Genomic DNA, 22,482 nt, shown 5'->3' with positions numbered 1-22,482 from the left:
CGTGTCTCCTGGGATCATCCCCTAGGTCGCACGCGGGTTTTGTTTTTGCTTTATTGTTTACTACACTTTAGTGAGTGTTCAAAAAGGTCGGTTTTCAGTACCGAGAAGATGGGATGAAGCTAGAAATGGAGTAGCGGAGCGTAGGGAAAACTACGTGAGCAACGGACATTTCGGCTGAATTCCATATTCGATGCTGATGATGCCATTAGGCATCCTTCGTAATCAAAAGCGGACTTTTTGAACTACTTCTATTAAAACTGTTTTGCGAAAGTGCGTGCTTGTTCGATAGCTTGTTGCTTGATCTCATCTGCACGATCTTTATATTGATTATGCCCCTCAACAAAAATGCCATCAAGCTTCGGCACACCGAGGAATGACATGATAATGCTTAAGTAACGATGACCGGATTCCATCTGAGCCGCTGGGCCATCGGAATAAATGCCGCCGCGAGCCTGAATATGCAGTGCTTTTTTATCAGACAGCAGTCCGACAGGACCTTGTTCGGTATAACGAAATGTTTTGCCAGCTACGCAGATCGAGTCCACATAAGCCTTCAGAATAGGAGGGAACGAGAAGTTCCACATCGGGGTTACAAAAACATATTTATCTGCTGAGGCAAATTGATCCGACAGTTCATTCAAACGGCTTACTTTGGTCTGCTCTTCGGAAGTCAGATCACTACCCGATTGCAGTTTGCCCCAACCACTGAAGACATCCGCATCGATATGGGGGATATCCGAGCGATACAGATCGAGGTGAACAACCTCATCAGAAGGGTGACTTTCACGATACGCATCAATAAACGCTTTACCTGTAGCCATACTGAAGGAGGTTTCATGATCATGAGGATGGGCAGTAATATACAATAAGGTAGACATGTAGTTCTTCCTCTCTGTGCGATTAATGGGGTGAAGTAAGCTTGGCAACGATGAAGCGACCGAAGTAGTATGCATCGTTTCCCTTGTTTTATACGTCAGAAAAGATATGAATGGATTGATCATGATACTGAATTGGATGCTTTATAGTGACCAGATACTCAATCCATGTATAATATACAGGACGAGTATTTATTTTCCAAAGACAATAGGATGAGTGAGATGAGCGCACATGGGAATGGACCTGGAGAAGCAACGATTAAGCATTGAAGCAGCGAAATTGTATTATCAGTCCGATTATAGCCAGCAGGATATTGCCGCAAGGTTGGGCGTGTCGCGTCCAACCGTATCAAGGTTACTTCAGTACGCCAAAGATCGTGGATATGTCCGGATTGAAATTATGGACCCGCTGGAGGATATCGACATCATTGCCGGAGAACTTAAGTCAAAATATGATCTGGATACGGCACTTGTGTGTTTTACCCCGTTGAAGAGTGATGAGGAAATACAGAAGCATATCAGTAAACGAGCAGCGGATTATCTTCAAGAGACGGTTCAGGATGCAGATATTATCGGGGTGACTTGGGGAACAACCATGCATGCTGTAGCACGCCAGCTTCGTCCCAAGCAGGTTAAAGGTGTCGAAGTCGTGCAATTGAAGGGGGGCGTAAGCCACTCCCATGTCAATACGTATGCCGCTGAGATTGTTCATTTGTTCGCTGAGGCATTCCATACGGTACCAAGGTATCTGCCGCTGCCTGTTATTTTCGACAACATTGAAGTAAAAAACATGGTGGAAGCGGATCGACATATCGGCAGAATCGTGGAACTCGGCAGACAGGCCAATATTGCTTTGTTTACCGTGGGTACTGTGAAGGAAGATGCATTATTGTTCAGGCTCGGTTACTTCAATGAAGAAGAGCAACAATTGCTGATGAACTCCGGTGCAGGTGACATTTGTTCACGCTTTTTCGACGCGGAAGGTCAGTTGATCAGTGAAGAGATTAACAGCAGAACCGTTGGAATTGATCTAGCCGAGTTGAGAAATAAGGAAAAATCAATCCTTGTCGCCGGGGGACAACGCAAAATTGAAGCCATACACGCCGCGCTCAAAGGTCATTACGCTAATATTCTGGTCACGGATCAGTACACAGCGCAGGCATTACTTCGATTTTAATTTCAAATGAATATGGATGACAACATCTGCCACGCAAAAAGGGCGGATGTTTTGCTTTTTTAGGAAGAAAATATAACGAAGAAGAAATGCAAGTGTAACTATGAACAAAAGTTCAAGTTGATTTTTACATATGTTCATGTTAGTGTAAGGGTATAGAAAATAACTAGTTCAGATAAGGGAGAGATTCAATTGACTACACCACAATTAGCTAAAATGATCGACCATACGTTGCTTCGTGCGGACGCAACGCAAAGTGAAATGGCCAAGTTAACCGAAGAAGCAAAGCAATATCAGTTTGCTTCCGTATGTGTTAACCCAGGCTGGGTTGCTTATGCAGCTGAGCAGTTGCAGGGTTCTGGCGTAGATATCTGCACCGTTATTGGTTTCCCTTTGGGGGCATCTACATCGGAGACAAAAGCTTTCGAAACGAAAGATGCGATTGCTAAAGGTGCAACTGAAGTCGATATGGTCATCAACATCAGTGCTTTGAAAGATGGCAAAGATGATTTCGTTGAACAAGATATTCGTGCTGTTGTTGAAGCGGCTGCGGGTAAAGCTTTGGTGAAAGTTATTATTGAAACTTGTCTGTTGACGGATGAAGAAAAAGTACGTGCTTGTCAGGCAGCTGTGCGAGCTGGAGCTGATTTTGTTAAAACTTCTACAGGTTTCTCCACAGGTGGAGCAACGCCAGAAGATATCGCTTTGATGCGTCGTACTGTAGGTCCTGATGTTGGCGTTAAAGCTTCCGGTGGCGTACGTAGCCTGGAAGATATGCAAAAAATGATCGAAGCGGGTGCAACTCGTATCGGTGCTAGTTCTGGCGTGAAGATTATGCAGGGCGAACAGTCTTCATCGTCTTACTAATTCGTTGTAATCTGACTCGTTAGATAACATCTAGGCTTTGCCTCACGGGATTAATCTTGTTCTTCATGTTAATCATTAATATGGAGAACAAGGTTCAAGCCTGAAAAAGCCTTTTTATTTTTTTAGCCTGAAAACTGATATAAAACGAATTTATTGTAAGCGCTTTACTTGTTTTCTGAAAGGTTTATTTCATTACATGCATGAAAAACCTTTGAGCTGAATTTTCACATCCGGCTTAACTACCTTCAAAGGAGAAATCAAATGAAATTTCTAATTGCCATTATCGGCTTACTCGTTGTTTTTGGACTGGCTTATATCGCAAGCAACGGCAAAAAGCAGATTCGTTACCGGCCGCTGGCTATCATGATTGTTTTGCAAGTTATACTAGCTTATGCTCTGTTGAATACAGGAGTGGGTACTTTTTTAATTGGCGGTTTCGCGACCGTATTTAAAAGTTTACTCGACTATGCGAATGAAGGTATCGCATTTGTATTTGGGGGTTTGACTACTGTAGGTGCCGAAAGCGGGGGGGCACCGTTCTTCCTCAGCGTATTGATGCCGATTGTTGTCATCTCCGCCCTTATCGGTATATTGCAGTATATCCGAATCTTGCCTTTTGTTATAAAATATATTGGTCTGGTATTAAGCAAAATCAACGGAATGGGCAGACTGGAATCATATAACGCGGTTGCTTCGGCTGTATTGGGGCAATCTGAAGTGTTCATTTCTGTAAAAAAACAAATTGGGTTGTTGCCAAAACATCGGCTGTACACCTTGTGTGCTTCGGCGATGTCCACGGTATCGATGTCGATTGTTGGTGCTTATATGACCATGATCGAGCCGAAATATGTGGTTACAGCTCTTGTACTGAACCTGTTTGGCGGTTTTATCATTGCTTCGATTGTGAATCCTTATGAGGTTACAGAGGAAGAAGATATATTGGAAGTACAGGAAGAGGAGAAACAGTCCTTCTTCGAAATGCTCGGCGAATACATCCTGGATGGATTCAAAGTTGCTATCATCGTAGCTGCGATGTTAATCGGTTTTGTTGCCTTGATTGCACTTGTTAACGGAATTTTCAGCGCGGTGCTTGGCATTTCGTTCCAAGAGCTACTTGGTTATGTGTTTGCACCATTTGCCTTCATCATGGGTGTTCCATGGAAAGAAGCGATTCAGGCAGGAAGTATTATGGCAACCAAAATGGTATCCAACGAATTCGTAGCTATGCTTAATTTGAAGGAGACTGCAATGTCTGCCAGAACAACGGGTATCGTATCTGTCTTCCTCGTGTCGTTCGCCAACTTCTCCTCCATCGGTATCATTGCTGGTGCGGTGAAGGGACTCCATGAGAAGCAAGGTAATGTGGTCGCCCGCTTCGGTCTGAAGCTGCTTTACGGTGCTTCGCTTGTCAGCGTGCTGTCAGCGATCATTACTGGACTGTTCTTGTAAACCGGATTATTGGAAGGAGTGCTTAGATTATGTCAACATTCAAAAGAGTACATCTGATCGTTATGGATTCTGTAGGGATCGGCGAAGCGCCGGATGCAGCAGAATTTGATGATTTTGATGTAGATACCTTCGGTCACATTGCACGTGAACGCGGAGGTCTGAAAATGCCTCACATGGCCAGTCTCGGACTGTCCAACATTAAAGAGATCGAGGGTGTCCCTGTAGCGGATGCACCAAAAGCGTATTACACCAAGATGCAGGAAGCATCCAGAGGCAAAGATACTATGACAGGTCACTGGGAGCTGATGGGTCTTTACATTGATACACCTTTCCGTGTGTTCGAGAATGGTTTTCCCGATGAGTTGATTCAGCGTATTGAAGAGAAAACGGGCCGCAAGGTGATTGGTAACAAACCGGCCAGCGGCACGGAAATTCTGGATGAGCTGGGTGCAGAGCATGTTGAAACTGGCGCGCTCATCGTCTACACATCCGCGGATTCGGTTCTGCAAATTGCAGCACATGAGGACGTTGTTCCACTGAAAGAGCTGTATGAGATCTGTGAGTTCTGCCGTGAAATTACACTAGAAGATCCGTATATGCTCGGCCGCATTATTGCACGTCCATTTGTAGGTGAAGCGGGTAACTGGAAACGTACTGCAAATCGTCATGACTATGCGCTTAAACCTTTTGGTCGTACGGTTATGAATGAACTGCAAGATAGCGGATTTGATGTGATTGCTTTGGGTAAAATCGCAGATATCTATGATGGCGAAGGTGTAACTAAGGCTGTTCGTACCGTCTCTAACATGGATGGCATGGACAAGTTGTCTGAAACGATGGATGAAGAGTTCACTGGACTCAGCTTCCTGAACCTGGTTGATTTTGATGCCCTGTACGGTCACCGTCGTGATCCGCAAGGTTATGCTCAGGCACTTGAAGACTATGATGCACGGCTGCCAGAGATTTTTGCCAAAATGACCAATGATGATCTGCTGCTGATCACAGCTGACCATGGTAACGATCCAACATACCGCGGTACAGACCATACACGTGAATATGTACCACTGCTTGCCTACTCTCCGCGCTTCAGCGAGGGCAAAAAGCTTGATCTGCGCAGCACATTTGCTGACCTTGGCGCAACCGTAGCCGAGAACTTTGGAGTGAAAATGCCGGAATACGGCACCAGCTTCCTGAAAGATTTGAAATAACTTTTTCAAAAACTGGATAGGGGAGGTCGGAGTAGCTGCGGCTGCTCCGGTCCTGCCATCATAATAGACTAATTTGTATAACTGGAGGAGATTCATTCATGAGTACACATATTGGAGCAAAACCCGGGGATATCGCAGAAACGATCCTTTTGCCAGGAGACCCTTTACGCGCGAAATATATTGCAGATACGTACCTTGAAGATGTTGTATGTTACAACGAAGTTCGTGGAATGCTCGGTTACACAGGTACATATCAAGGACACCGGATTTCGGTGCAAGGTTCAGGGATGGGAATTCCGTCCTTCGCAATCTATGCTAACGAATTGATCAGCGAATATGGCGTAAAAAACCTGATTCGTGTGGGTACTTGTGGCGGTATGCAGGAGCATGTACATGTACGTGACGTCATCCTTGCACAAGCAGCATGTACAGATTCCAGCATGAACAAACACGTATTCGGTGGATATGACTTCTCACCAATTGCTACGTTCTCCCTGCTGAAAGAAGCATATGACCGTGCAACAGCTAAAGGTATGAAAATTCACGTCGGTAACGTATTCAGCTCCGATTCTTTCTACCGCGATGACCGTTCCGTAACCGAGAAGTTGATGAAACACGGCGTACTCGGCGTAGAGATGGAAACAACAGCATTGTACACCATCGCTGCCAAGTTTGGTGTTAACGCACTGACCATCCTGACGGTAAGTGACCACTTGCTGACAGGCGAAGAAACATCTGCCGAAGAGCGTCAAAAAACGTTCAACGACATGATGGTAGTTGCCCTGGACACAGCAATCACACTGTAATTGTTATTCATAATCATTTGATTTTAATCGAAACTTTTGTTTTAAGCACGGAGTGAAGGAACCGGAATCGATTCTGAAGAAGCGAAGCGTTCGCCTTTGTCTCCGAGTTTTCTCCATTACAAATGGAATCAAAAAAACTTGGAGACAACAGCGATCTAAGGAACGATCCGGAGCCGTAACGACTAACAACAAAGTGTTCAATACAATCAATACACACACAAGGAGAGATCATCATGAGAATGGTAGACATTATTGCTAAGAAACGCGACGGAAAAGAACTGACAACGGCTGAGATTGATTTTGTTGTTCAAGGATACACACAAGGAGAAATCCCGGACTATCAAGTCAGCGCATGGGCGATGGCGGTATTCTTCAAAGATATGACAGACAAGGAACGCGCCGATCTGACGATGTCGATGGTGAATTCGGGTGAAACGATCGACCTGTCCGCTATCGAAGGCATCAAAGTAGACAAGCACTCCACAGGAGGAGTGGGCGATACAACAACACTGGTACTCGCTCCACTTGTTGCTGCGCTGGATGTTCCGGTTGCCAAAATGTCCGGACGTGGACTTGGTCACACGGGTGGTACAACAGACAAGCTGGAATCCGTTGCTGGTTTCCACGTAGAGCTTGAAAAAGAAGAGTTCATTCGTCTCGTAAACGAACACAAGGTTGCAGTTATCGGACAAAGTGGTAACCTTACGCCTGCAGACAAAAAGCTCTATGCACTGCGTGACGTAACAGCTACCGTTAACTCCATCCCACTGATCGCCAGCTCCATCATGAGCAAGAAAATTGCAGCAGGTGCAGATGCGATCGTGTTGGATGTTAAAACGGGTGCTGGTGCATTCATGAAAACAACGGAAGATGCTAAAGAACTGGCGCATGCCATGGTAAGCATCGGTAACAATGTTGGCCGTAAAACGATGGCTGTTATCTCCGATATGTCCCAACCACTGGGTCTGGCGATTGGTAACGCGCTTGAAGTAAAAGAAGCCATCCTCACACTGCAAGGTAAAGGTCCAAAAGATCTGGAAGAACTGTGTCTGGCACTTGGACGTCAGATGGTATTCCTTGCTGGCAAGGCAGATTCCTTGGAGCACGCTGAGGAGAAATTGAAAGAAGTGATCCAGAACGGTAAAGCCTTGGAGAAATTCAAAGATTTCCTGGCAAACCAAGGCGGAGACGCTTCGGTTGTGGATCATCCAGAGCGCTTGCCTCAAGCACAGTATCTGGTTGAAGTTCCAGCAGACAAAGATGGCTATGTTGCCGGAATCGTCGCTGACGAAATCGGAACTGCAGCAATGCTACTCGGCGCAGGCCGTGCAACGAAAGAGTCCGAGATCGATCTCGCGGTTGGTCTGATGCTGAACAAAAAAGTCGGTGATCCAGTCAAAGCTGGTGAGTCCCTCGTTACAATCCATGCCAATCGTGAAGACGTAGCAGATGTCATCGCGAAGATCAAAGAAAACATTACGATTGCGGATCATGCCGATGCTCCTGTATTGGTTCATGATATCGTAACGGAATAATACATTCCGAGCAGACGAGATGTAATCTCATGTCTGACTGAACATGAAAGCCTCGAAGCGATGTAATCCATCGCTTTGGGGCTTTTTTATATACGAAATATTAGATATGAACCTTATATTTTGTGAGATTATATTTACTCTTACTTCAATATTTGAGATAATATTTAAGTTATATTTTTCCTTTTGAGGAGGGTAGGAATCAGGTTAATATAATGATCATCAATAATAGCTCTTTTGAGATACGAGGCATCTCAAGAAAGCTAAATTCCACTCGTTAAAAAGGATAAAATGTTAGGTTTTTAAGCAAGTACATACTTTAGGAGGAATTTAAGTTGTTTAGGAATTTTCAGAAAACATTATTTAGAAGAACATTTATTGTGTTGAACGTTTTCATTTTATTGTTTGTAGCGACAGTTCAATTTAAAGCAGAGGCAGCCAATTCAAACTTTGCTTATGGTGAACTGGAAGCGGGAGCAATCATGCAATGGGGGGGACAGCACTCCTAGCAGCAGCGGGAAATGCAACAAGTATTGATCCCGTTATTATGGAGCAAGTTCATCAATTTGGACAACAGGCATGGCAAGATGCAGATACATCTACAAAATTAGAAATTACGTCCTCCATTCAGGGGTACGGCGATTTATGGGGTACCAATAGAAAGTACAGTCTACAATGGTCCTCAGATGCGCAGATTTATTTGGTGAAAAAATGGAATGAATACTTCGGTGCAGGAGCCCTGATTAATGCTTCAAACAATAAAATAGATACAGTTGCTACAATTAATTCGGTTATTATGAATTCAATTGCTGATGCCAGAATGGCTGATACAGGGTTTTATCGAGACTTAGGATTCATAAAAAATGCGTTTGGTAAAGATATTTTCCTTAGAGGAGTTCAGATAGATTATCATGGAGCAATAAATATAAATTTTAATGAACCTTATACAATTCCGAGTGACAGCCCATTATTAAAAAAGAAGTTTCCCAACGCGCTTGTGGCTTATCGCGAAGCGGTGAAGGAGTTAGGTATCAAGCCTACATATCAAACGGTACAGCCTCGTTTTGGATTGCATCAGCATCCTTACACGCGTTATGAACCGTTAGCCTTCCCTGAAGAATTCCCAACGAGACTAACCCTTCCCGCCCTTAAAGGAATCGTTAATAACCAAGGTGTAATAACAACTCTCGAAAAACCAAACATTGGTCGGGTCGGAAACAGTTTAACAGGAGAAATCGCCATTAGTTATCCTACATATATTGGAGACACAGGCACGTTTACAAAGGCGGATTCCGTAACTCAGGCACCTCCAGAAGAACCGGTTAATGGAGGTGGGAATGGTAATGGAGAGGGAAGTTACAATGACACGCCTACTTATTCACCGCTTGATCTTATTGTATATAAAGCCATGGTGCAATTCATACAAGAATACCGAATTAATCATTCGAATAACCTGGACCAGCTACTGGAGTATATGAAATTAAATGATTCCGGCAAACCATCCAACAAGCAAGTTTGGAATGAGTGGTTGGGAAGCTTCACCAAATAAAGACTTGAAAACACACTATGAAATGTATAGTGTGTTTTTTTGTTTCATTATTTTAGGTTTCTTATAGCCTATCAGTTCTTCTTAATTGTTATTAAGCTTATCATACGCCATCACCGAATCCGCGTTGGTATAAATATAAGGCGTGGATGGCTCAGATACAGGTGTCACCTTTGTGGCCCGAATCTCAATCGTATCCTTACCGTTCACCTGTGCAGAGCCTATGCTGCCATCGATTTGTACCCAACTGTCTGTAGGAAAGCTATCCGCGTCGGGCATGTGAATCATTACACCGAAGGGGGCCGCATCAGCGGGGCAGCACATGACGAGAAATCGTCCCAGTGCAAAATGTGATTCATGATCCATGCTTTTGTCACGGTAGACAAACCCGGTTAACGAGATATCTTTTCCTGCAAATTGTCGCTGGAACATGTCGATTGTCCCGAGTGTTTCAGAGAAAATCTCGGGATAAACTTTAATGACGGGCTCAACATACAATATCTCTGCCAACTCAGCGAATTCGCGGCTGTACTCATCTGGAGGGACGAATTGTACTTTGGTAGCTGATGCAGACTGAACAGCCGTTGTTTGTTGTGTGAGATCTTGTACAGTTAATTGCGTTATAGGATCCGGTAAGGGTTCTTTGCGACGAATCTCGGGAGGGGCATAGGTGAGAGACATGCCTTTTTGGCTAGCCATGGAGCTGCCGAGAGCCCGGTCAGGTAACAGAAACCCCAGCAATAAGGGTATGGCAATCAGACCATATACCAACGAGCTGCGTAGGAAACCGGAAGGAGGTGGATGTTCACAATCGCAATGAACCTCGTTACTACTGAACAGTCCATGCCAGGCCATGATAACAGCAATAAACAATAAGGGAACAGGACAGCATAGCAGCAGTTTTTGCATCGTGGGTGCCAGATAATAATGAAGCGAATCACTTGAATTCAAGTGAATAATGTACACTGCCACCCCGCCGATCCAGCCTGCACGGATCAGGTTATGCCATTGGATGACGTGTGACCTTGGAACAGGAGGTTTGTTCATTGTATAGATAGTGTGGTTCATAATCATCACCTCATCTCTATTCATAGTCAGTATGAAAGTTCATGGGATTAACCATTCAGGTCATGAAGTATGTTGCTCAACCTTTATACCAGCAGGTTAATCAACCACGAGCCGGCGAAGACAAGCGTAATAATGGCTAGACTTAGACCAATAACAAACCGGGTACGGAAGGTGGAGAGCAGCATCAGGGTGCTTTTGAAATCCAGCATTGGACCAAGCACAAGGAAGGATACCAGCGGCCCCAGTGCAAATGTATGTGAGAACGCAGAAGCCACAAAAGCATCAGAAGTGGAGCAGAGAGACAGTACATAAGCAAATCCCATCATGAACACATAGGAGGCAACAGGACCATTACCAAGTGAGATCAGATCGCTGCGGCTAATGAATGTCTGGATGCAGGCTGTAATCAAGGCACCGATCACCAGATATTTGCTCATATCGACAAATTCGTCTCCGGCGTGAATGAAGAAGCTGCGCCAGTTTTTCACATGGTTGTGATCATGTGCATTTGCGTGCGCGTGAGGTTGCGCCATTTTAAAACCAGGATGCGTCTTAACCTCTGTCGCTGCGACTTTTGGCATCCGAAGGGGAATTCGACGAACAAACACATACACAAGCATGCCTATGGAAGCTGCTACAGCAAAGGCCAGTCCCATGCGGGCAATGGTAATCTCAGGATGGGAGGGAAAGGCGAGCAAGGTTGCGGTAAATACGATGGGATTGACTACGGGACCACTCAAGATGAATGTCACTGCGATATAGGCTGGCATGCCTTTGTGCATCAACCGTCTTACTACCGGGATCATGCCACATTCGCAGATGGGAAAAATAATACCGAGTAGTCCTGCAACCAGCACACCGCCGATCGGATTCTTGGGTGTGAGTTTGCGGACCATTTCTTCGGATACGAACCACTGCATGAGCGAGGACAATAGTACACCCATGAGCAGAAAAGGTGCGGCTTCAAGGAAAATACCTATGAATACGGTTTTCATATTTTGCAAAGCTTCACTGTTCCATGCTTCCTTCAGGTCTGGAGCCATTGTGATCAACACGGGAACAAGAAATGCACAAGGGATCAGGAAGGACAGGAGCTTCAAATTGGCTGCCATTTTCATGAAACAGACCTCCACAACTAGGACTTTGCTAAAATATATGCTTGTACGTGCAGCAACATACATCATTCCTATGTTCTAATCAACATTTTTACGATTAATCAAGATTCTTCATCATATTAGAGTTGACAACTAAAAGAAAACTGCGTATAGTTCGGATTGATCTTATTTAATAGTAATAATTACGATTAAAATTACAACTTAAACAGAGTGGAGGAAGCAGAAATGTCAGATCAACAGGTTCAACAGCGGGTTCCAGTAACCGTACTGAGTGGATATTTGGGTGCAGGCAAAACGACACTTCTCAATCATGTGCTTCATAACCGTGAGGGGATGCGTGTTGCTGTCATCGTCAATGATCTCAGTGAGGTTAATATCGATGCGGGTTTAATACGAGATGGTGGAGGATTATCGCGCATTGATGAGAAGCTTGTAGAGATGTCCAATGGTTGCATCTGCTGCACATTGCGGGAGGATCTGCTGAAAGAAGTCGAGCGGCTGGCGCTAGATGGTTCTTTTGACTACATATTGATTGAATCCACTGGGATTGGTGAGCCGGTACCTGTTGCGCAGACGTTTACGTATATCGACGAGGAACTCGGCATTGATTTGACGAAATTCACCCGTCTCGACACGATGGTTACGGTTGTTGATGCTGCCCAGTTCTGGCGTGATTTTTATTCCAAAGAAACACTGAAGGATCGTGGACAGGAAGCGGGGGAGGACGATGTTCGCGGAATCGTTCATCTGCTGACGGATCAGGTGGAATTCTGTGATGTGCTGATTCTGAACAAGTGTGATCTGGTATCGGAGGAAGAACTGACGAAGCTTGAGAAGGCACTACACGCCATGCAGCCGGAAGCCAAGCTCATTCGAACAACACATGGGCAGATTGATCCGAGAGAGATATTGAATACGGGACGTTTTGATTTTGAAAAAGCAAGCCAGTCCGCGGGTTGGATCCGCGAATTAATGAAAGAGGAACATACGCCGGAGACTGAAGAATATGGAATTCATTCATTTGTCTATCATCGTAAACGTCCATTCCACCCGGAACGCTTACTGCGTTGGATTGCGAAATGGCCAGATAACATCGTGCGATCCAAAGGTCTGATGTGGCTGGCGACAAGAAACCATATGGCGATCTCTTTCAGTCATGCAGGCACATCGAAGCAGCTTGCGCCAGCAGGAATATGGGTAGGTGCGATGAGTGAGGAGGAAAGGCAACTTCATTTTGGCGACACGCTGCCAAGCATACCGGACTGGGATGATGAGTGGGATGACCGGGTAACCAAATTAGTATTTATCGGCATCGATATGAACCGGGCGGAGATCGAACGTACATTGGATGAGACCCTTCTTACAGAGGAGGAGATGTTGATGAACTGGCGTGAACTGAAAGATCCTTTTCCAGCGTGGAGTTGAAGTGAAAAGAAAAGATCTTCAAGTGCAATAATGCCCCTGAAGATCAATGATTATATTGCATTAATGACTTTAGCTAAAGTACAAATCGCCAAGATAAAAATCACCGTTGCCACTTTTTTGCGGACTAAACACAAAGGTAAGGTACACTCCATAGGAACCCGTCCATCCTTGTGGATAATAAATGGCTTTGTAACTGTGTCTTGTTTTGGTTTTATCATCCATTGCAATCACTTTAAAATCAGCTGATTTCACATTAATCAACTGATCTGCATATTTAGTCAGCGTTTTTTTATCATTTGCTGCAATGATACCTTTGACTGTAGTCTTAAATTTATCTTTCTGGGATTGCTTACCCAGATCAAAAATGTCGATCTCGGGATTTTCAATAACTTTAGCATCTATGTATTTATCAAATTCACTAGTGCTACCTGTTTTAAGTGCTTTACCATACATTTTGATCAATGTTAAAGATTCTTTCTGCAATTTGACTATCATCTGAGCGTCAGTTCCAGTCATCTTGATTGAGCCAGAAGTGCTTGAGTTACTTGAACTACTTGGTTTACTTGAATCTTCAGAACCTTTGGTACCTGTACTGCTGTTATTACTTGAACTACTAGACTTACTGTTACCTGAATTAGTGATACTTACAACTTTGTTGCTAACATTCAGAGATACGTTGGCTCCGAGTGCTTCTGCTGTGGTATTTACAGGCAAGTATACATCACCGTCATATACCAGTGCATTCAGTTTGTCTCCAGCTTCATTCTTGGGTGTCCAAGACAGACCGTTTACTTTAAAGCTAATATTGCTGTCGAGTGCTGCTTCAATATCTTGAATTCCGTTTGAAGCTGCTACACCCAGGGCACCGAAAGCCAAACTGCATGCTACCAATGACCCAATAAAAGTTGATTTTTTGATCTTCATCTAGTTCCTCCGTAGGTAAAGTATAATGCTACCAAAGCAGTATATCATATGAAATTATATTGTGCATACAAAATTTTACTGTAACAGATATAGAGTTGACAAAAGAAAAGCCATAGACTAATATCATTAAATAGTAATAATTACGATTAAATAAGAGGAGGCAACAACCATGAGAGTCATTGTAACTTTAGCCTGCACCGAGTGCGGGGACCGCAACTATACAACAACCAAGAACAAACGTAACCATCCAGAGAGACTTGAGATGAAGAAGTACTCCCCACGTTTGAAGAAAATGACGATCCACCGGGAAACCAGATAAAATTTTTTTGTTATTTTTAAATCGTAATATTTACGAAAAGAGGGAAAGGCATGATACTATCCTCCATGCATGATGTTGTATTTGGATATGGCAAAGAGCCGGTCATTGATCAACTGTCGCTGGATATCCATGTGGGAGAGTTCATAGGCATCACAGGTCCCAATGGTTCTGCCAAAACAACCCTGTTAAAGCTGCTGCTGGGGCTATTGAAGCCCTGGAGCGGCACGATACATATGAGTCCGCAGTTGAAACGTGGGAACAAGTCCAATATCGGTTATGTGCCCCAGCAGGTGGCATCGTTTAATAGTGGATTTCCCAGTACGGTGAATGAACTGGTCCGGTCCGGGTGTTACACCAGGCTGGGATTATTCCGCAGATTCACAGCAGAGCAGGATGCCATCGTTGAACGCAGTTTGCGGGAAGTTGGCATGTGGGAATATCGGAATACACGCGTCGGTGAGCTGTCTGGTGGACAGAAGCAGCGGATCTGTATTGCCAGAGCTATGGCTGGGCAACCGCAAGTTCTGGTACTGGATGAGCCAACAACGGGAATGGACCGCCACAGCCGTGAAGGATTTTACAATCTGATGCGCCACTATGCTGATGTTCATGGGTTAACGATTATTATGGTTACTCACGGACTGGAAGAGATGGGGAATCGATTGGATCGTACGATTACTCTGGAGCGGCAAGAAAGTGAGGAATGGCAGTGTTTGAGTACGAATTCATGCAACGTGCCTTCTGGGCAGGTGGACTGATTGGAGTCATCGCTCCAATTCTCGGGGTTTATCTGATGCTCAGGAGGCAGGTCCTAATGGCAGACACGTTATCCCATGTCTCACTCGCAGGGGTGGCGCTCGGTTCAGTCATGAATCTTAACCCGGTGATCTGCGGATTCGCCGTTGCAATTATCGGTGCCTTACTGGTTGAACAACTGCGGCGAAGTTACCGAACCTACAGCGAGGTACCTGTGGCGATCATCATGACTTCGGGGCTGGCTCTTGCTGTGGTATTGATGAGTCTCAAAACCAATCTGTCCAAGACCTTCAGCTCATACTTATTTGGATCTATTGTCGCGGTTAGCGATATGCAGTTGTGGATGATGGCGGGAGTATGTGTCATTGGTTTACTTTTTTTCATCTTACTCCGAAGACCGCTCTATAGCTTTACGTTTGATGAAGAGACAGCTTCCATTGGAGGCGTTCAGGTGAGAGGTTTATCGTTTGCATTTGCCATTCTGACAGGAATGACTGTAGCTTCAGCCATGCCCATCGTTGGTGTGTTGCTGGTTTCTGCTCTTATTGTATTGCCTGCTGCCTTGGCACTAAGAGTGTCTCGCAGTTTTACAGCAGCGATGATCGTCGCGGTAATCACGGGGGTAATCGGTATTTTTAGCGGACTGACAACATCTTACCATCTAAATACACCACCGGGAGGAACGATTGCTCTCATCCTGTTGGTCTTCCTATTGACTGGAATATCAGCGCAAAAGCTGATTGCACGATACAACCGCAAGCGTCACCGTAAAGAAACGAAATCACAGCACGTCATTCTGGTCAACCATTCTAGGAGGAATACATCACATGAAATTCAGTAAAAAAGCTACGCTCGGATTGTTGTTTAGTCTTACACTTATCGTCGCAGGCTGCGGACAAAAATCCGCTTCTGATACAAATACAGCTTCGACGGGCACTTCCGTTCCAGTCGAGAGTGAAGCAGCAAAATTAAACGTGCAGGTCAGTTTCTACCCGATGTATGAGTTCACCAAAAACGTGGCAGGTGATCTGGCCGATGTGCATACACTCGTTCCAGCAGGAATGGAGCCCCATGATTGGGAGCCTACACCACAGGACATTGCCAGCATTGAGAAAGCGGATGTGCTTGTATACAACGGTGCCGGTATGGAATCATGGATTGATCAGGTCACCGGAAGTCTGAGTAACACTTCACTCATTCAAGCGGAAGCAAGCAAGGGCATCAACCTTCTTGAAGGTGGAGAGCATGATCACCATCATGAAGATTCAGAGGCAACAGAACATGACCACGATCATGCAGATGAAGCAACTGCTGAAGAACAACACGATCATGATCATGACGCCGAGGCAGAAGAAGGACATGTACATGATCATGGTGGACTCGATCCCCATGTGTGGCTGTCACCTGCATTGGCTGTAAAGGAAGTGCGCAATATTGAAGCTGGTTTGGCGCAGGCTGCCCCGGAACATGCTGAACAGTTCAAGCAGAATGCAGATGCTTACATTGCTCAACTGGAGTCACTGGATCAGGACTTCAAGGCGGCTGTGACGGATAGCAAACGCAAAGATTTCATCACACAACACGCTGCATTTGGCTACCTTGCCAAGGAATATGGATTGCAACAGGTGCCCATCGCAGGATTGTCTCCTGAGCAAGAACCTTCGGCAGCACAGATGGCATCTGTCATTGATTTTGCGAAAGAGCATCAGGTGAAAACGATTTTCTTCGAAACACTGGTTTCATCCAAAGTGTCTGAGACGATCGCAAGTGAAGTGGGGGCCAAAACGGCTGTACTGAACCCGATAGAGGGACTCACCGAGGAAGAAATTGCGGCGGGAATGGACTACATTAGCGTGATGAGACAAAATTTGGAGGCTCTGAAACTGGCGCTGAACGAATAATAAAAGATCGATTTGATGCCTCTCACCGAAAAAGGTACAATAATACAACATGCTGAGGAATGGACCGCCATTCCTTTGCCTTTTTGCAAAGCAGAGAGCACAGTGATGTGCTCTCTGCTTTGTTGAATAAGGTGACCGGATCGAGGAGAACAGGAGGACGCATTGCATGAATTTAAATGAGGAACATGAATTGCTGTTAAGTGAACAGCCTGCCCATCTGTGGAGACGGCGTAAGCTGGAGCTGATGCACTGGACGGAACGTGATAAACATACGGTATCCGCGAAGAAAACAGAGATTTGGAACGGTGTTGAAGTTGATGCCGAGCTTGTGAAGACATTGTCCATACTTCAGAGTGCGGGCGTGAGGACGGAATTTTCATGTGCAGGGGTGAGTCCGCTTGATGAACCTGTCGATCATTCCCTTTATGCTTATGTTACCCTGATACAAAGTGAGGTTGCAGATCAATTCGTGCACTATGCTCTCCGTCGGATGCGGAATCGACTGCTCGTTACGCTAGAGGCCGAAAAGGGCCGCTATGATCTATCTTCTTTTTTCATTGGACACAATCGGAGCTTCTGCTGGTGGATGGAGCACTGTGCCTTACAGTTCGGAAGCCGAAACGAATCGAGTGAAAAAAGCGTAGTATAAAGAATAGGCTTGTTTACTTGAAGGTAAGGGAGGTTTAACACGATTGAATAAGTGGGTCAAAACGATACTTTTTCTACTAGGCTCCGTCTTTCTTACACGATTCATCCCATTTTCGTCCTTGTTCCGTAACCTGGATACGATGATTCACGAATTCGGTCATGCACTAATGACACTGGTATTGTCCGGCAAAGTGCTGCGCATTGAATTATACGCTGATCATAGTGGTGTAACTTACTCTTCCATGCTGACGCCAGGCAGATCGATCCTGGTTTCTCTGGCGGGATATATCAGTGCATCTCTGTTCGCCTTACTGTTGTTTTACTTATACCGCAAAGGCTTGCACATGTGGGGACTTGGTATTATGACGGCTGTCGCTCTGGTGTCGCTCCTGTTATATGTAAGAGGGGAGTTCGGCATGTTATGGCTGACCGGGTTCATCGTACTGAACGTTGTCATTATGATTTTTGGCGCCAAGATCGTGAAGTTCTATTATCTGTTACTGGCGTTTCTTACGCTGGAAGAGTCGGTTGTTAGTGCGGTATACGTTGGACTGATGTCCTGGACTCAACCTTCACGGGCAGGGGATGCGGCGAATCTCGCTCAGCAGACATTCCTTCCGGCGCTATTCTGGGGAACGCTGTTTGCTTTGTTTGCACTATGGTGTGCCAAGGGAGCACTCAGTCTCTTTTTCCGCAAAGAAGGTACTTCGCGATCGTCACGGTCTCGGGGATTACGAAGAGCGTAACGGATATAAAGTTATATAAAAGCAAAGAAGGCACTTCTTTTCTTTATGAAAGGAAAGTGCCTTTTCTTTTTGGACTTACATCTGATATTAAAGTCTGATAATAAAGATTATTGAACCTAATCTCCAAGATTATCCCATAACACATAAAAGTAATAAATCTCTTCCATAATCGCCTTATCATCCTCTGCCGCAACGCCGCCCTTGATCCGAGCAAGCGTGCCCAGAATATCATATATCGTTTCACGTTCCACACTGAACTGAATGCGGTTAACGACTTTATCCCAGGCCTTCATTGCGTAATCAACTTGAGACTTGGCTTCAGTCCATTTTTTGCTCTCAACCTGTTTCTCTAACGTTTGTATAGATTCAAGCAAGCGATCATCGGTGCCAAAGGGCTTTTTGAGAAAGGATCCGCTAGCCATAATTGCAACGAACACAAGAATGAGGAAGATCGGAAGCACATATAACAGCCAGAAACGCGTTTTCATTCAACCGCCTCCTTGATGTGAAGAGTTTAGAAAGGCCCCTCATAATCGCCCATATCGATTTTTTCGGTGATTTTATCCTTGAACAGATCAACATACAATTTGTCATTGGGCAGTATGGCGGCAAAAGCAATATCCTGTATCGTGATCTTTTGTTTCTTAAGCTGCTCGCTGAGCCAGTTGATATCTTTGTTTCTTTCCTCCAGATTTTGCTTAATCAGCAGGCCATCAATGATAATCTCGGTCATCAGCTTGCTCTTGGGCGGGTGCATATGCATATCTTTGGCGGTTACAGGCTGATTCTCAGGTTTCAAAACAACCGAGAGGCTACCATCCGGCTCCAGAATCGCATAATCCAAAGTCGTAATATCAAATACATCCTTTTGCCGCAGCATCATGGTCAATTCATCAAATTTGACTCGCATTTTACTCAGGTTCTGTTCAAGAATTTTACCGTTTTGGATGATCAATGTGGGGTCAGAGTCCATTAGTTTAGAGATGGTTCGATTCTTCAGTGTAATGTACTGAAAGATGATCGTAATGATTGTGAAAATGGTCAAGGCCACAAAATGAATCCACGCCTTGGACGAAAGATCGGTTGCAAACGTACCCGCAATGGAACCAATTGTAATGCCGTTAATGTAATCAAAATACGTCAAGTTACCCATCTGCTGCTTTCCTAGTACCCTTGTATAGATGATCAGGGTCAGAAAGGCAATAATAGACCGTACAGCAACAACCCATGTTTCTTCCATCATGTATGTATCACCTTCCTTTATTTCACCGTAGCTGTATTAAGAGGTTGTTTAAAAAGTTTGCTTTCGAACAGGTATTATAACAAGCTTTTCCTATGCTGGAGGATCTTATGCTTGAACGCAAAAAACCGAAACCTGGGTATGTATCCCAAGCTTCGGTCTCTATAAATTCTCTATATTAGTTGAACTGATTCATTTACACGTTAATCCTTATACACCGGAATACGCCATAAATCCGCCATCTACCGGAATGACTGTGCCAGTGACAAAGCCGGATTGTCTTTCATCCGCAAGCCACATCAATGTGCCAAGCAGGTCTTCCGGTTTGCCAAAGCGGCGCATGGGTGTATGAGCAATAATTTTACTGGAACGTTCCGTTGGTGAGCCGTCTGGTTGCAGTAATAGATTACGGTTTTGCTCAGTCAGGAAAAATCCGGGTGCAATAGCGTTGACACGAATTCCGGATTCGGCCAGATGAACGGCGAGCCACTGCGTGAAGTTGTTAATGGCTGCCTTCGCAGCGCTATACGCAGGAACTTTCGTCATGGGCGATGGGGCGCTCATGGAAGAAATGTTTATGACAGTAGCGGGAACATCGCGCTCTATCATATGTTTTGCAAAGATCTGAGTAGGGATGAGAGAACCGACAAAATTCAAATCCATCACCTGACGAAATCCCTCTACACTTACATCGAAAAATGTAGTGACATCGTTCTTTTCCAGATCTTCCAATCTGAAAATTTCATTCGTGGTGTTGGCACTGGCGTTATTGCCACCCGCGCCATTGATCAGAATATCACATGGTCCGAGCTGTTCCAGCACCGCATCTGCCGCTGCTTGCACACTATCGGCCTGGGTTACGTCACAGGCAATAGCAATCGCTTTGCCACCGGCAGCTTCTATCGCAGATACAACTTCCTGTCCCTTGGACACCGTGCGGTTCAGGATGGCTACACTTGCACCGTGCCGAGCGAGTTCTTCCGCCATGGAGCGGCATAATACTCCAGCACCTCCGGTGATTACAGCTGTTCTGCCTTCAAGACGAGATGAGCGTTCATATTGGTGTTCACTCATGCTTTTGCCCTCCTTTGCAGGGAATCCCAGACGCCCCAGAGATACATGATCCCCAAAGCCCGGTCATAGAGTCCATAACCAGGTCGGCACTGTTCTCCCCAGAGGTGACGACCATGGTCGGGTCTTGCATAACCTTCATAACCGATATCATGATAAGCCTCAACAACCCCCGCAATATCGACGCTTCCATCTTGACTGCGGTGTGACGTTTCAATAAAGTCGCCGTTTTCGTAGATTTTGACATTACGAATGTGGGCAAATGGAATCCGATCCTTGAACTCGTGTATCATCCCGATAATGTCATTATCAGCATTCGCTCCCAAAGAGCCACTGCATAGTGTCACGCTGTTGTAAGGGCTATCATAAAGATTCAAATATTTCCGAACATTCTCCTGACTTGTAATAATCTTTGGTAATCCAAAGATTGGCCATGGCGGGTCATCTGGATGGATGGCCATTCGAATCCCCAGCCGTTCGGCTGTAGGCATAATCTCTTGCAGGAAATAACGTGCGTGCTCCCACATATGATCCTCGGTTACATCCTTGTAGGCTTCGAACAGACCTGTTAAATACTGCAATCGTTCCGGTTCCCAACCTGGCATGGTGAGTGCGGAGTTTTCCGTAATGCGTCGAACGAGTTCTAGAGGTTCTATATCTGCAAGTTTACTGTGCTCATAGAAGAGGGCAGTTGAGCCATCCTCCATTTCCTTGTGCATATCCGTGCGAAGCCAGTCGAAGATCGGCATAAAGTTGTAACAGATGACCTTCACACCAACTTGAGCCAGTTTCTCCATTGTTTTAATATAGTTCGCAATGTATTTATCCCTTGATGGCAGGCCCAACTTGATATCCTCATGGATGTTCACACTCTCAACGACATCCAGATGTAACCCGGCCTTGTCTGCTGCTGTTTTGACAGCGAGTATTTTGTCCATTGGCCATTCCTCGCCAGCAGGAACATCGTGCAGTGCCCACACAATACCTTCAACACCCGGAATCTGCCGGATATGATCCAGCGTTACCGTATCATTGCCTTCGCCGAACCAGCGAAAAACCATTCTCATCACGTTCACCTCATCATGAATAGTAGGAAGAAAAATTCAGTCATTGAAAATAGGACGGATATGTATCCTGCAGGACAGCCAAATCGGTGACAGTTAAATGCAAGTGTTCCTGCATCAGTCGCTCTGCTGTGTCGGCATCATGCTGCTGAATGGCCTTGACCATAGACCGGTGCTGTTCAATCAGGTGATCCCACTGGTGGTCCGAGGACAGGCGTAACATGCGACTTCGATTCAAATGTACATTCATCTGCTGGATAACAGTCCAGGTGTTGCTTTTGTTGCAGCCTGCAAAAAGAGTGCTATGGAATTCCTCATCCAATTGGAACATTCGTTCATCATCCGGTTTGACCCTGCATTCCTGTTGCCACGCAAGGTTCTGTTCAAGAGCGACCATCTGTTCGTTCGGAAAGTTCTCGCAGGCGAGCCTGATTACGGCTCGTTCGAGCTGTTCACGCATGAACCGTGCTTCCTCAACGAGATCGACCTGAATCAGAGAGACGTATGTGCCACGCTGTGGATACACTTCCAGCAGACCTTCCTGTGCAAGTCTTACAAAACTTTCTCGAACAGGTGTCCGGCTTACCTGGAACTCCAGCGAAATTTCCTTCTCAGAAATAGCTGTTCCCGGAGGCATTTTCAAACTCAAAATGAGTTGTTTCAGCGTGAAGTAAACGACATCTCGCGTTGAGTAAGATTGCTTATTATTCATGGAAGACATATTGCTCGCAACAGGCAACAAACCGGC

24 protein-coding genes are annotated in these 22,482 nt (G+C 45.2%); 15 read left to right on the top strand and 9 right to left on the bottom strand.

Features of this window, described 5'->3' with window-relative positions; genetic code table 11:
* Positions 1-251: 251 nt before the first annotated feature.
* Positions 252-878, bottom strand: coding sequence for an FMN-dependent NADH-azoreductase (locus tag NST38_RS17080; protein ID WP_076250395.1), 627 nt, complete (start codon positions 876-878; stop codon positions 252-254).
* A 235-nt stretch (positions 879-1,113) separates the two neighbouring features.
* Here NST38_RS17080 and NST38_RS17075 point away from each other — a divergent pair, with 235 nt between their 5' ends.
* The 8 genes from NST38_RS17075 to NST38_RS17040 all read left to right on the top strand — a co-directional run bounded on the left by NST38_RS17075 (position 1,114) and on the right by NST38_RS17040 (position 9,460).
* The gene (locus tag NST38_RS17075) at positions 1,114-2,052 is read left to right on the top strand and encodes a sugar-binding transcriptional regulator (protein WP_036613997.1); all 939 of its coding nucleotides are present in this window, start codon (positions 1,114-1,116) and stop codon (positions 2,050-2,052) included.
* 213 nt (positions 2,053-2,265) lie between these two features.
* Positions 2,266-2,916, top strand: a complete 651-nt coding sequence (gene deoC, locus NST38_RS17070) for a deoxyribose-phosphate aldolase (RefSeq protein WP_076250397.1) — start codon at positions 2,266-2,268, stop codon at positions 2,914-2,916.
* A gap of 261 nt (positions 2,917-3,177) precedes the next feature.
* The gene (locus tag NST38_RS17065; protein WP_036613804.1) at positions 3,178-4,365 is read left to right on the top strand and encodes a NupC/NupG family nucleoside CNT transporter; all 1,188 of its coding nucleotides are present in this window, start codon (positions 3,178-3,180) and stop codon (positions 4,363-4,365) included.
* Between the two features lie 29 nt (positions 4,366-4,394).
* Entirely contained in the window at positions 4,395-5,573 is a 1,179-nt protein-coding gene (gene deoB / locus NST38_RS17060) for a phosphopentomutase (RefSeq protein ID WP_047843308.1), read from the top strand.
* Between the two features lie 98 nt (positions 5,574-5,671).
* Positions 5,672-6,379 carry a purine-nucleoside phosphorylase gene (deoD, locus tag NST38_RS17055; protein ID WP_076250399.1) on the top strand — a complete coding sequence of 236 codons (708 nt, stop codon included), beginning with the start codon at positions 5,672-5,674 and terminating at the stop codon, positions 6,377-6,379.
* A 233-nt stretch (positions 6,380-6,612) separates the two neighbouring features.
* Entirely contained in the window at positions 6,613-7,914 is a 1,302-nt protein-coding gene (locus NST38_RS17050; protein ID WP_076250401.1) for a pyrimidine-nucleoside phosphorylase, read from the top strand.
* A 332-nt stretch (positions 7,915-8,246) separates the two neighbouring features.
* Positions 8,247-8,420, top strand: coding sequence for a hypothetical protein (locus tag NST38_RS17045; protein ID WP_341344025.1), 174 nt, complete (start codon positions 8,247-8,249; stop codon positions 8,418-8,420).
* Entirely contained in the window at positions 8,399-9,460 is a 1,062-nt protein-coding gene (locus tag NST38_RS17040; protein ID WP_341344024.1) for a hypothetical protein, read from the top strand. The genes NST38_RS17045 and NST38_RS17040 overlap by 22 nt, the downstream gene beginning before the upstream one ends.
* Before the next feature lie 81 nt (positions 9,461-9,541).
* Here NST38_RS17040 and NST38_RS17035 read toward each other — a convergent pair whose 3' ends face one another.
* Both NST38_RS17035 and NST38_RS17030 read right to left on the bottom strand, forming a co-directional pair.
* Positions 9,542-10,525, bottom strand: a complete 984-nt coding sequence (locus NST38_RS17035) for a TIGR03943 family putative permease subunit (protein ID WP_083684359.1) — start codon at positions 10,523-10,525, stop codon at positions 9,542-9,544.
* 83 nt (positions 10,526-10,608) lie between these two features.
* Positions 10,609-11,643 carry a permease gene (locus NST38_RS17030; RefSeq protein WP_076250405.1) on the bottom strand — a complete coding sequence of 345 codons (1,035 nt, stop codon included), beginning with the start codon at positions 11,641-11,643 and terminating at the stop codon, positions 10,609-10,611.
* 222 nt (positions 11,644-11,865) lie between these two features.
* Between NST38_RS17030 and NST38_RS17025 the strand changes: the two genes are divergently transcribed.
* Positions 11,866-13,065 (top strand): GTP-binding protein, encoded by a 1,200-nt coding sequence (locus tag NST38_RS17025; RefSeq protein ID WP_076250407.1) that lies wholly within the window; start codon positions 11,866-11,868, stop codon positions 13,063-13,065.
* Between the two features lie 69 nt (positions 13,066-13,134).
* On the opposite strand, the gene NST38_RS17020 is transcribed toward NST38_RS17025, so the two are convergent.
* Positions 13,135-13,989: a stalk domain-containing protein gene (locus NST38_RS17020; protein WP_076250410.1), complete on the bottom strand. Its 855-nt coding sequence runs from the start codon at positions 13,987-13,989 to the stop codon at positions 13,135-13,137.
* 169 nt (positions 13,990-14,158) lie between these two features.
* Between NST38_RS17020 and rpmG the strand changes: the two genes are divergently transcribed.
* The 6 genes from rpmG to NST38_RS16990 all read left to right on the top strand — a co-directional run bounded on the left by rpmG (position 14,159) and on the right by NST38_RS16990 (position 18,359).
* Complete coding sequence (rpmG, locus tag NST38_RS17015; protein ID WP_036613813.1) at positions 14,159-14,308, top strand: 50S ribosomal protein L33; 150 nt, start codon at positions 14,159-14,161, stop codon at positions 14,306-14,308.
* Between the two features lie 50 nt (positions 14,309-14,358).
* On the top strand, positions 14,359-15,066 hold the full coding sequence (locus NST38_RS17010; RefSeq protein ID WP_076250412.1) for a metal ABC transporter ATP-binding protein: 708 nt from the start codon (positions 14,359-14,361) through the stop codon (positions 15,064-15,066).
* Complete coding sequence (locus tag NST38_RS17005) at positions 15,012-15,905, top strand: metal ABC transporter permease (protein ID WP_076250414.1); 894 nt, start codon at positions 15,012-15,014, stop codon at positions 15,903-15,905. The genes NST38_RS17010 and NST38_RS17005 overlap by 55 nt, the downstream gene beginning before the upstream one ends.
* Entirely contained in the window at positions 15,892-16,965 is a 1,074-nt protein-coding gene (locus NST38_RS17000) for a metal ABC transporter substrate-binding protein (RefSeq protein WP_076250417.1), read from the top strand. Before NST38_RS17005 ends, NST38_RS17000 begins: the two co-directional genes overlap by 14 nt.
* 166 nt (positions 16,966-17,131) lie before the next feature.
* Positions 17,132-17,614, top strand: coding sequence for a hypothetical protein (locus NST38_RS16995; protein ID WP_076250420.1), 483 nt, complete (start codon positions 17,132-17,134; stop codon positions 17,612-17,614).
* Positions 17,615-17,657: 43 nt separating this feature from the next.
* Positions 17,658-18,359: a M50 family metallopeptidase gene (locus NST38_RS16990; RefSeq protein WP_076250422.1), complete on the top strand. Its 702-nt coding sequence runs from the start codon at positions 17,658-17,660 to the stop codon at positions 18,357-18,359.
* Between the two features lie 116 nt (positions 18,360-18,475).
* Here the strand turns inward: NST38_RS16990 and NST38_RS16985 are convergent, their stop codons facing one another.
* The 5 genes from NST38_RS16985 to NST38_RS16965 form a co-directional block, all read right to left on the bottom strand.
* Positions 18,476-18,847: a DUF4363 family protein gene (locus tag NST38_RS16985; protein WP_076250424.1), complete on the bottom strand. Its 372-nt coding sequence runs from the start codon at positions 18,845-18,847 to the stop codon at positions 18,476-18,478.
* A 26-nt stretch (positions 18,848-18,873) separates the two neighbouring features.
* Positions 18,874-19,602, bottom strand: a complete 729-nt coding sequence (locus tag NST38_RS16980) for a DUF421 domain-containing protein (RefSeq protein WP_083684362.1) — start codon at positions 19,600-19,602, stop codon at positions 18,874-18,876.
* 207 nt (positions 19,603-19,809) lie between these two features.
* Entirely contained in the window at positions 19,810-20,673 is an 864-nt protein-coding gene (locus tag NST38_RS16975; RefSeq protein ID WP_076250426.1) for an SDR family oxidoreductase, read from the bottom strand.
* The gene (uxuA, locus tag NST38_RS16970) at positions 20,670-21,737 is read right to left on the bottom strand and encodes a mannonate dehydratase (protein WP_017688206.1); all 1,068 of its coding nucleotides are present in this window, start codon (positions 21,735-21,737) and stop codon (positions 20,670-20,672) included. The genes NST38_RS16975 and uxuA overlap by 4 nt, the downstream gene beginning before the upstream one ends.
* Positions 21,738-21,777: 40 nt before the next feature.
* Positions 21,778-22,455 (bottom strand): GntR family transcriptional regulator, encoded by a 678-nt coding sequence (locus NST38_RS16965; protein ID WP_026081054.1) that lies wholly within the window; start codon positions 22,453-22,455, stop codon positions 21,778-21,780.
* Between the last annotated feature and the right edge of the window lie 27 nt (positions 22,456-22,482).

The organism is Paenibacillus sp. FSL H8-0104, from assembly GCF_038050215.1.
GTDB classification, from domain to species: domain Bacteria; phylum Bacillota; class Bacilli; order Paenibacillales; family Paenibacillaceae; genus Paenibacillus; species Paenibacillus amylolyticus.
This window is presented reverse-complemented; position numbering and strand designations above follow the sequence as displayed.

Excerpts from the sequence above, each read along its gene's own strand:
- NST38_RS17020 (WP_076250410.1), bottom strand. The coding sequence starts at position 13,989 with ATGAAGATCAAAAAATCAACTTTTATTGGGTCATTGGTAGCATGCAGT.
- NST38_RS16975 (WP_076250426.1), bottom strand. The coding sequence starts at position 20,673 with ATGAGTGAACACCAATATGAACGCTCATCTCGTCTTGAAGGCAGAACA.
- NST38_RS17005 (WP_076250414.1), top strand. The coding sequence starts at position 15,012 with ATGGCAGTGTTTGAGTACGAATTCATGCAACGTGCCTTCTGGGCAGGT.
- deoD (WP_076250399.1), top strand. The coding sequence starts at position 5,672 with ATGAGTACACATATTGGAGCAAAACCCGGGGATATCGCAGAAACGATC.
- uxuA (WP_017688206.1), bottom strand. The coding sequence starts at position 21,737 with ATGAGAATGGTTTTTCGCTGGTTCGGCGAAGGCAATGATACGGTAACG.
- NST38_RS16980 (WP_083684362.1), bottom strand. The coding sequence starts at position 19,602 with ATGATGGAAGAAACATGGGTTGTTGCTGTACGGTCTATTATTGCCTTT.
- NST38_RS17065 (WP_036613804.1), top strand. The coding sequence starts at position 3,178 with ATGAAATTTCTAATTGCCATTATCGGCTTACTCGTTGTTTTTGGACTG.
- NST38_RS17010 (WP_076250412.1), top strand. The coding sequence starts at position 14,359 with ATGATACTATCCTCCATGCATGATGTTGTATTTGGATATGGCAAAGAG.
- deoB (WP_047843308.1), top strand. The coding sequence starts at position 4,395 with ATGTCAACATTCAAAAGAGTACATCTGATCGTTATGGATTCTGTAGGG.
- NST38_RS17050 (WP_076250401.1), top strand. The coding sequence starts at position 6,613 with ATGAGAATGGTAGACATTATTGCTAAGAAACGCGACGGAAAAGAACTG.
- NST38_RS16995 (WP_076250420.1), top strand. The coding sequence starts at position 17,132 with ATGAATTTAAATGAGGAACATGAATTGCTGTTAAGTGAACAGCCTGCC.
- NST38_RS17030 (WP_076250405.1), bottom strand. The coding sequence starts at position 11,643 with ATGAAAATGGCAGCCAATTTGAAGCTCCTGTCCTTCCTGATCCCTTGT.
- deoC (WP_076250397.1), top strand. The coding sequence starts at position 2,266 with ATGATCGACCATACGTTGCTTCGTGCGGACGCAACGCAAAGTGAAATG.
- NST38_RS16985 (WP_076250424.1), bottom strand. The coding sequence starts at position 18,847 with ATGAAAACGCGTTTCTGGCTGTTATATGTGCTTCCGATCTTCCTCATT.
- NST38_RS16965 (WP_026081054.1), bottom strand. The coding sequence starts at position 22,455 with ATGTCTTCCATGAATAATAAGCAATCTTACTCAACGCGAGATGTCGTT.
- NST38_RS17080 (WP_076250395.1), bottom strand. The coding sequence starts at position 878 with ATGTCTACCTTATTGTATATTACTGCCCATCCTCATGATCATGAAACC.
- NST38_RS17040 (WP_341344024.1), top strand. The coding sequence starts at position 8,399 with ATGGGGGGGACAGCACTCCTAGCAGCAGCGGGAAATGCAACAAGTATT.
- NST38_RS17075 (WP_036613997.1), top strand. The coding sequence starts at position 1,114 with ATGGACCTGGAGAAGCAACGATTAAGCATTGAAGCAGCGAAATTGTAT.
- rpmG (WP_036613813.1), top strand. The coding sequence starts at position 14,159 with ATGAGAGTCATTGTAACTTTAGCCTGCACCGAGTGCGGGGACCGCAAC.
- NST38_RS17035 (WP_083684359.1), bottom strand. The coding sequence starts at position 10,525 with ATGAACCACACTATCTATACAATGAACAAACCTCCTGTTCCAAGGTCA.
- NST38_RS17000 (WP_076250417.1), top strand. The coding sequence starts at position 15,892 with ATGAAATTCAGTAAAAAAGCTACGCTCGGATTGTTGTTTAGTCTTACA.
- NST38_RS17025 (WP_076250407.1), top strand. The coding sequence starts at position 11,866 with ATGTCAGATCAACAGGTTCAACAGCGGGTTCCAGTAACCGTACTGAGT.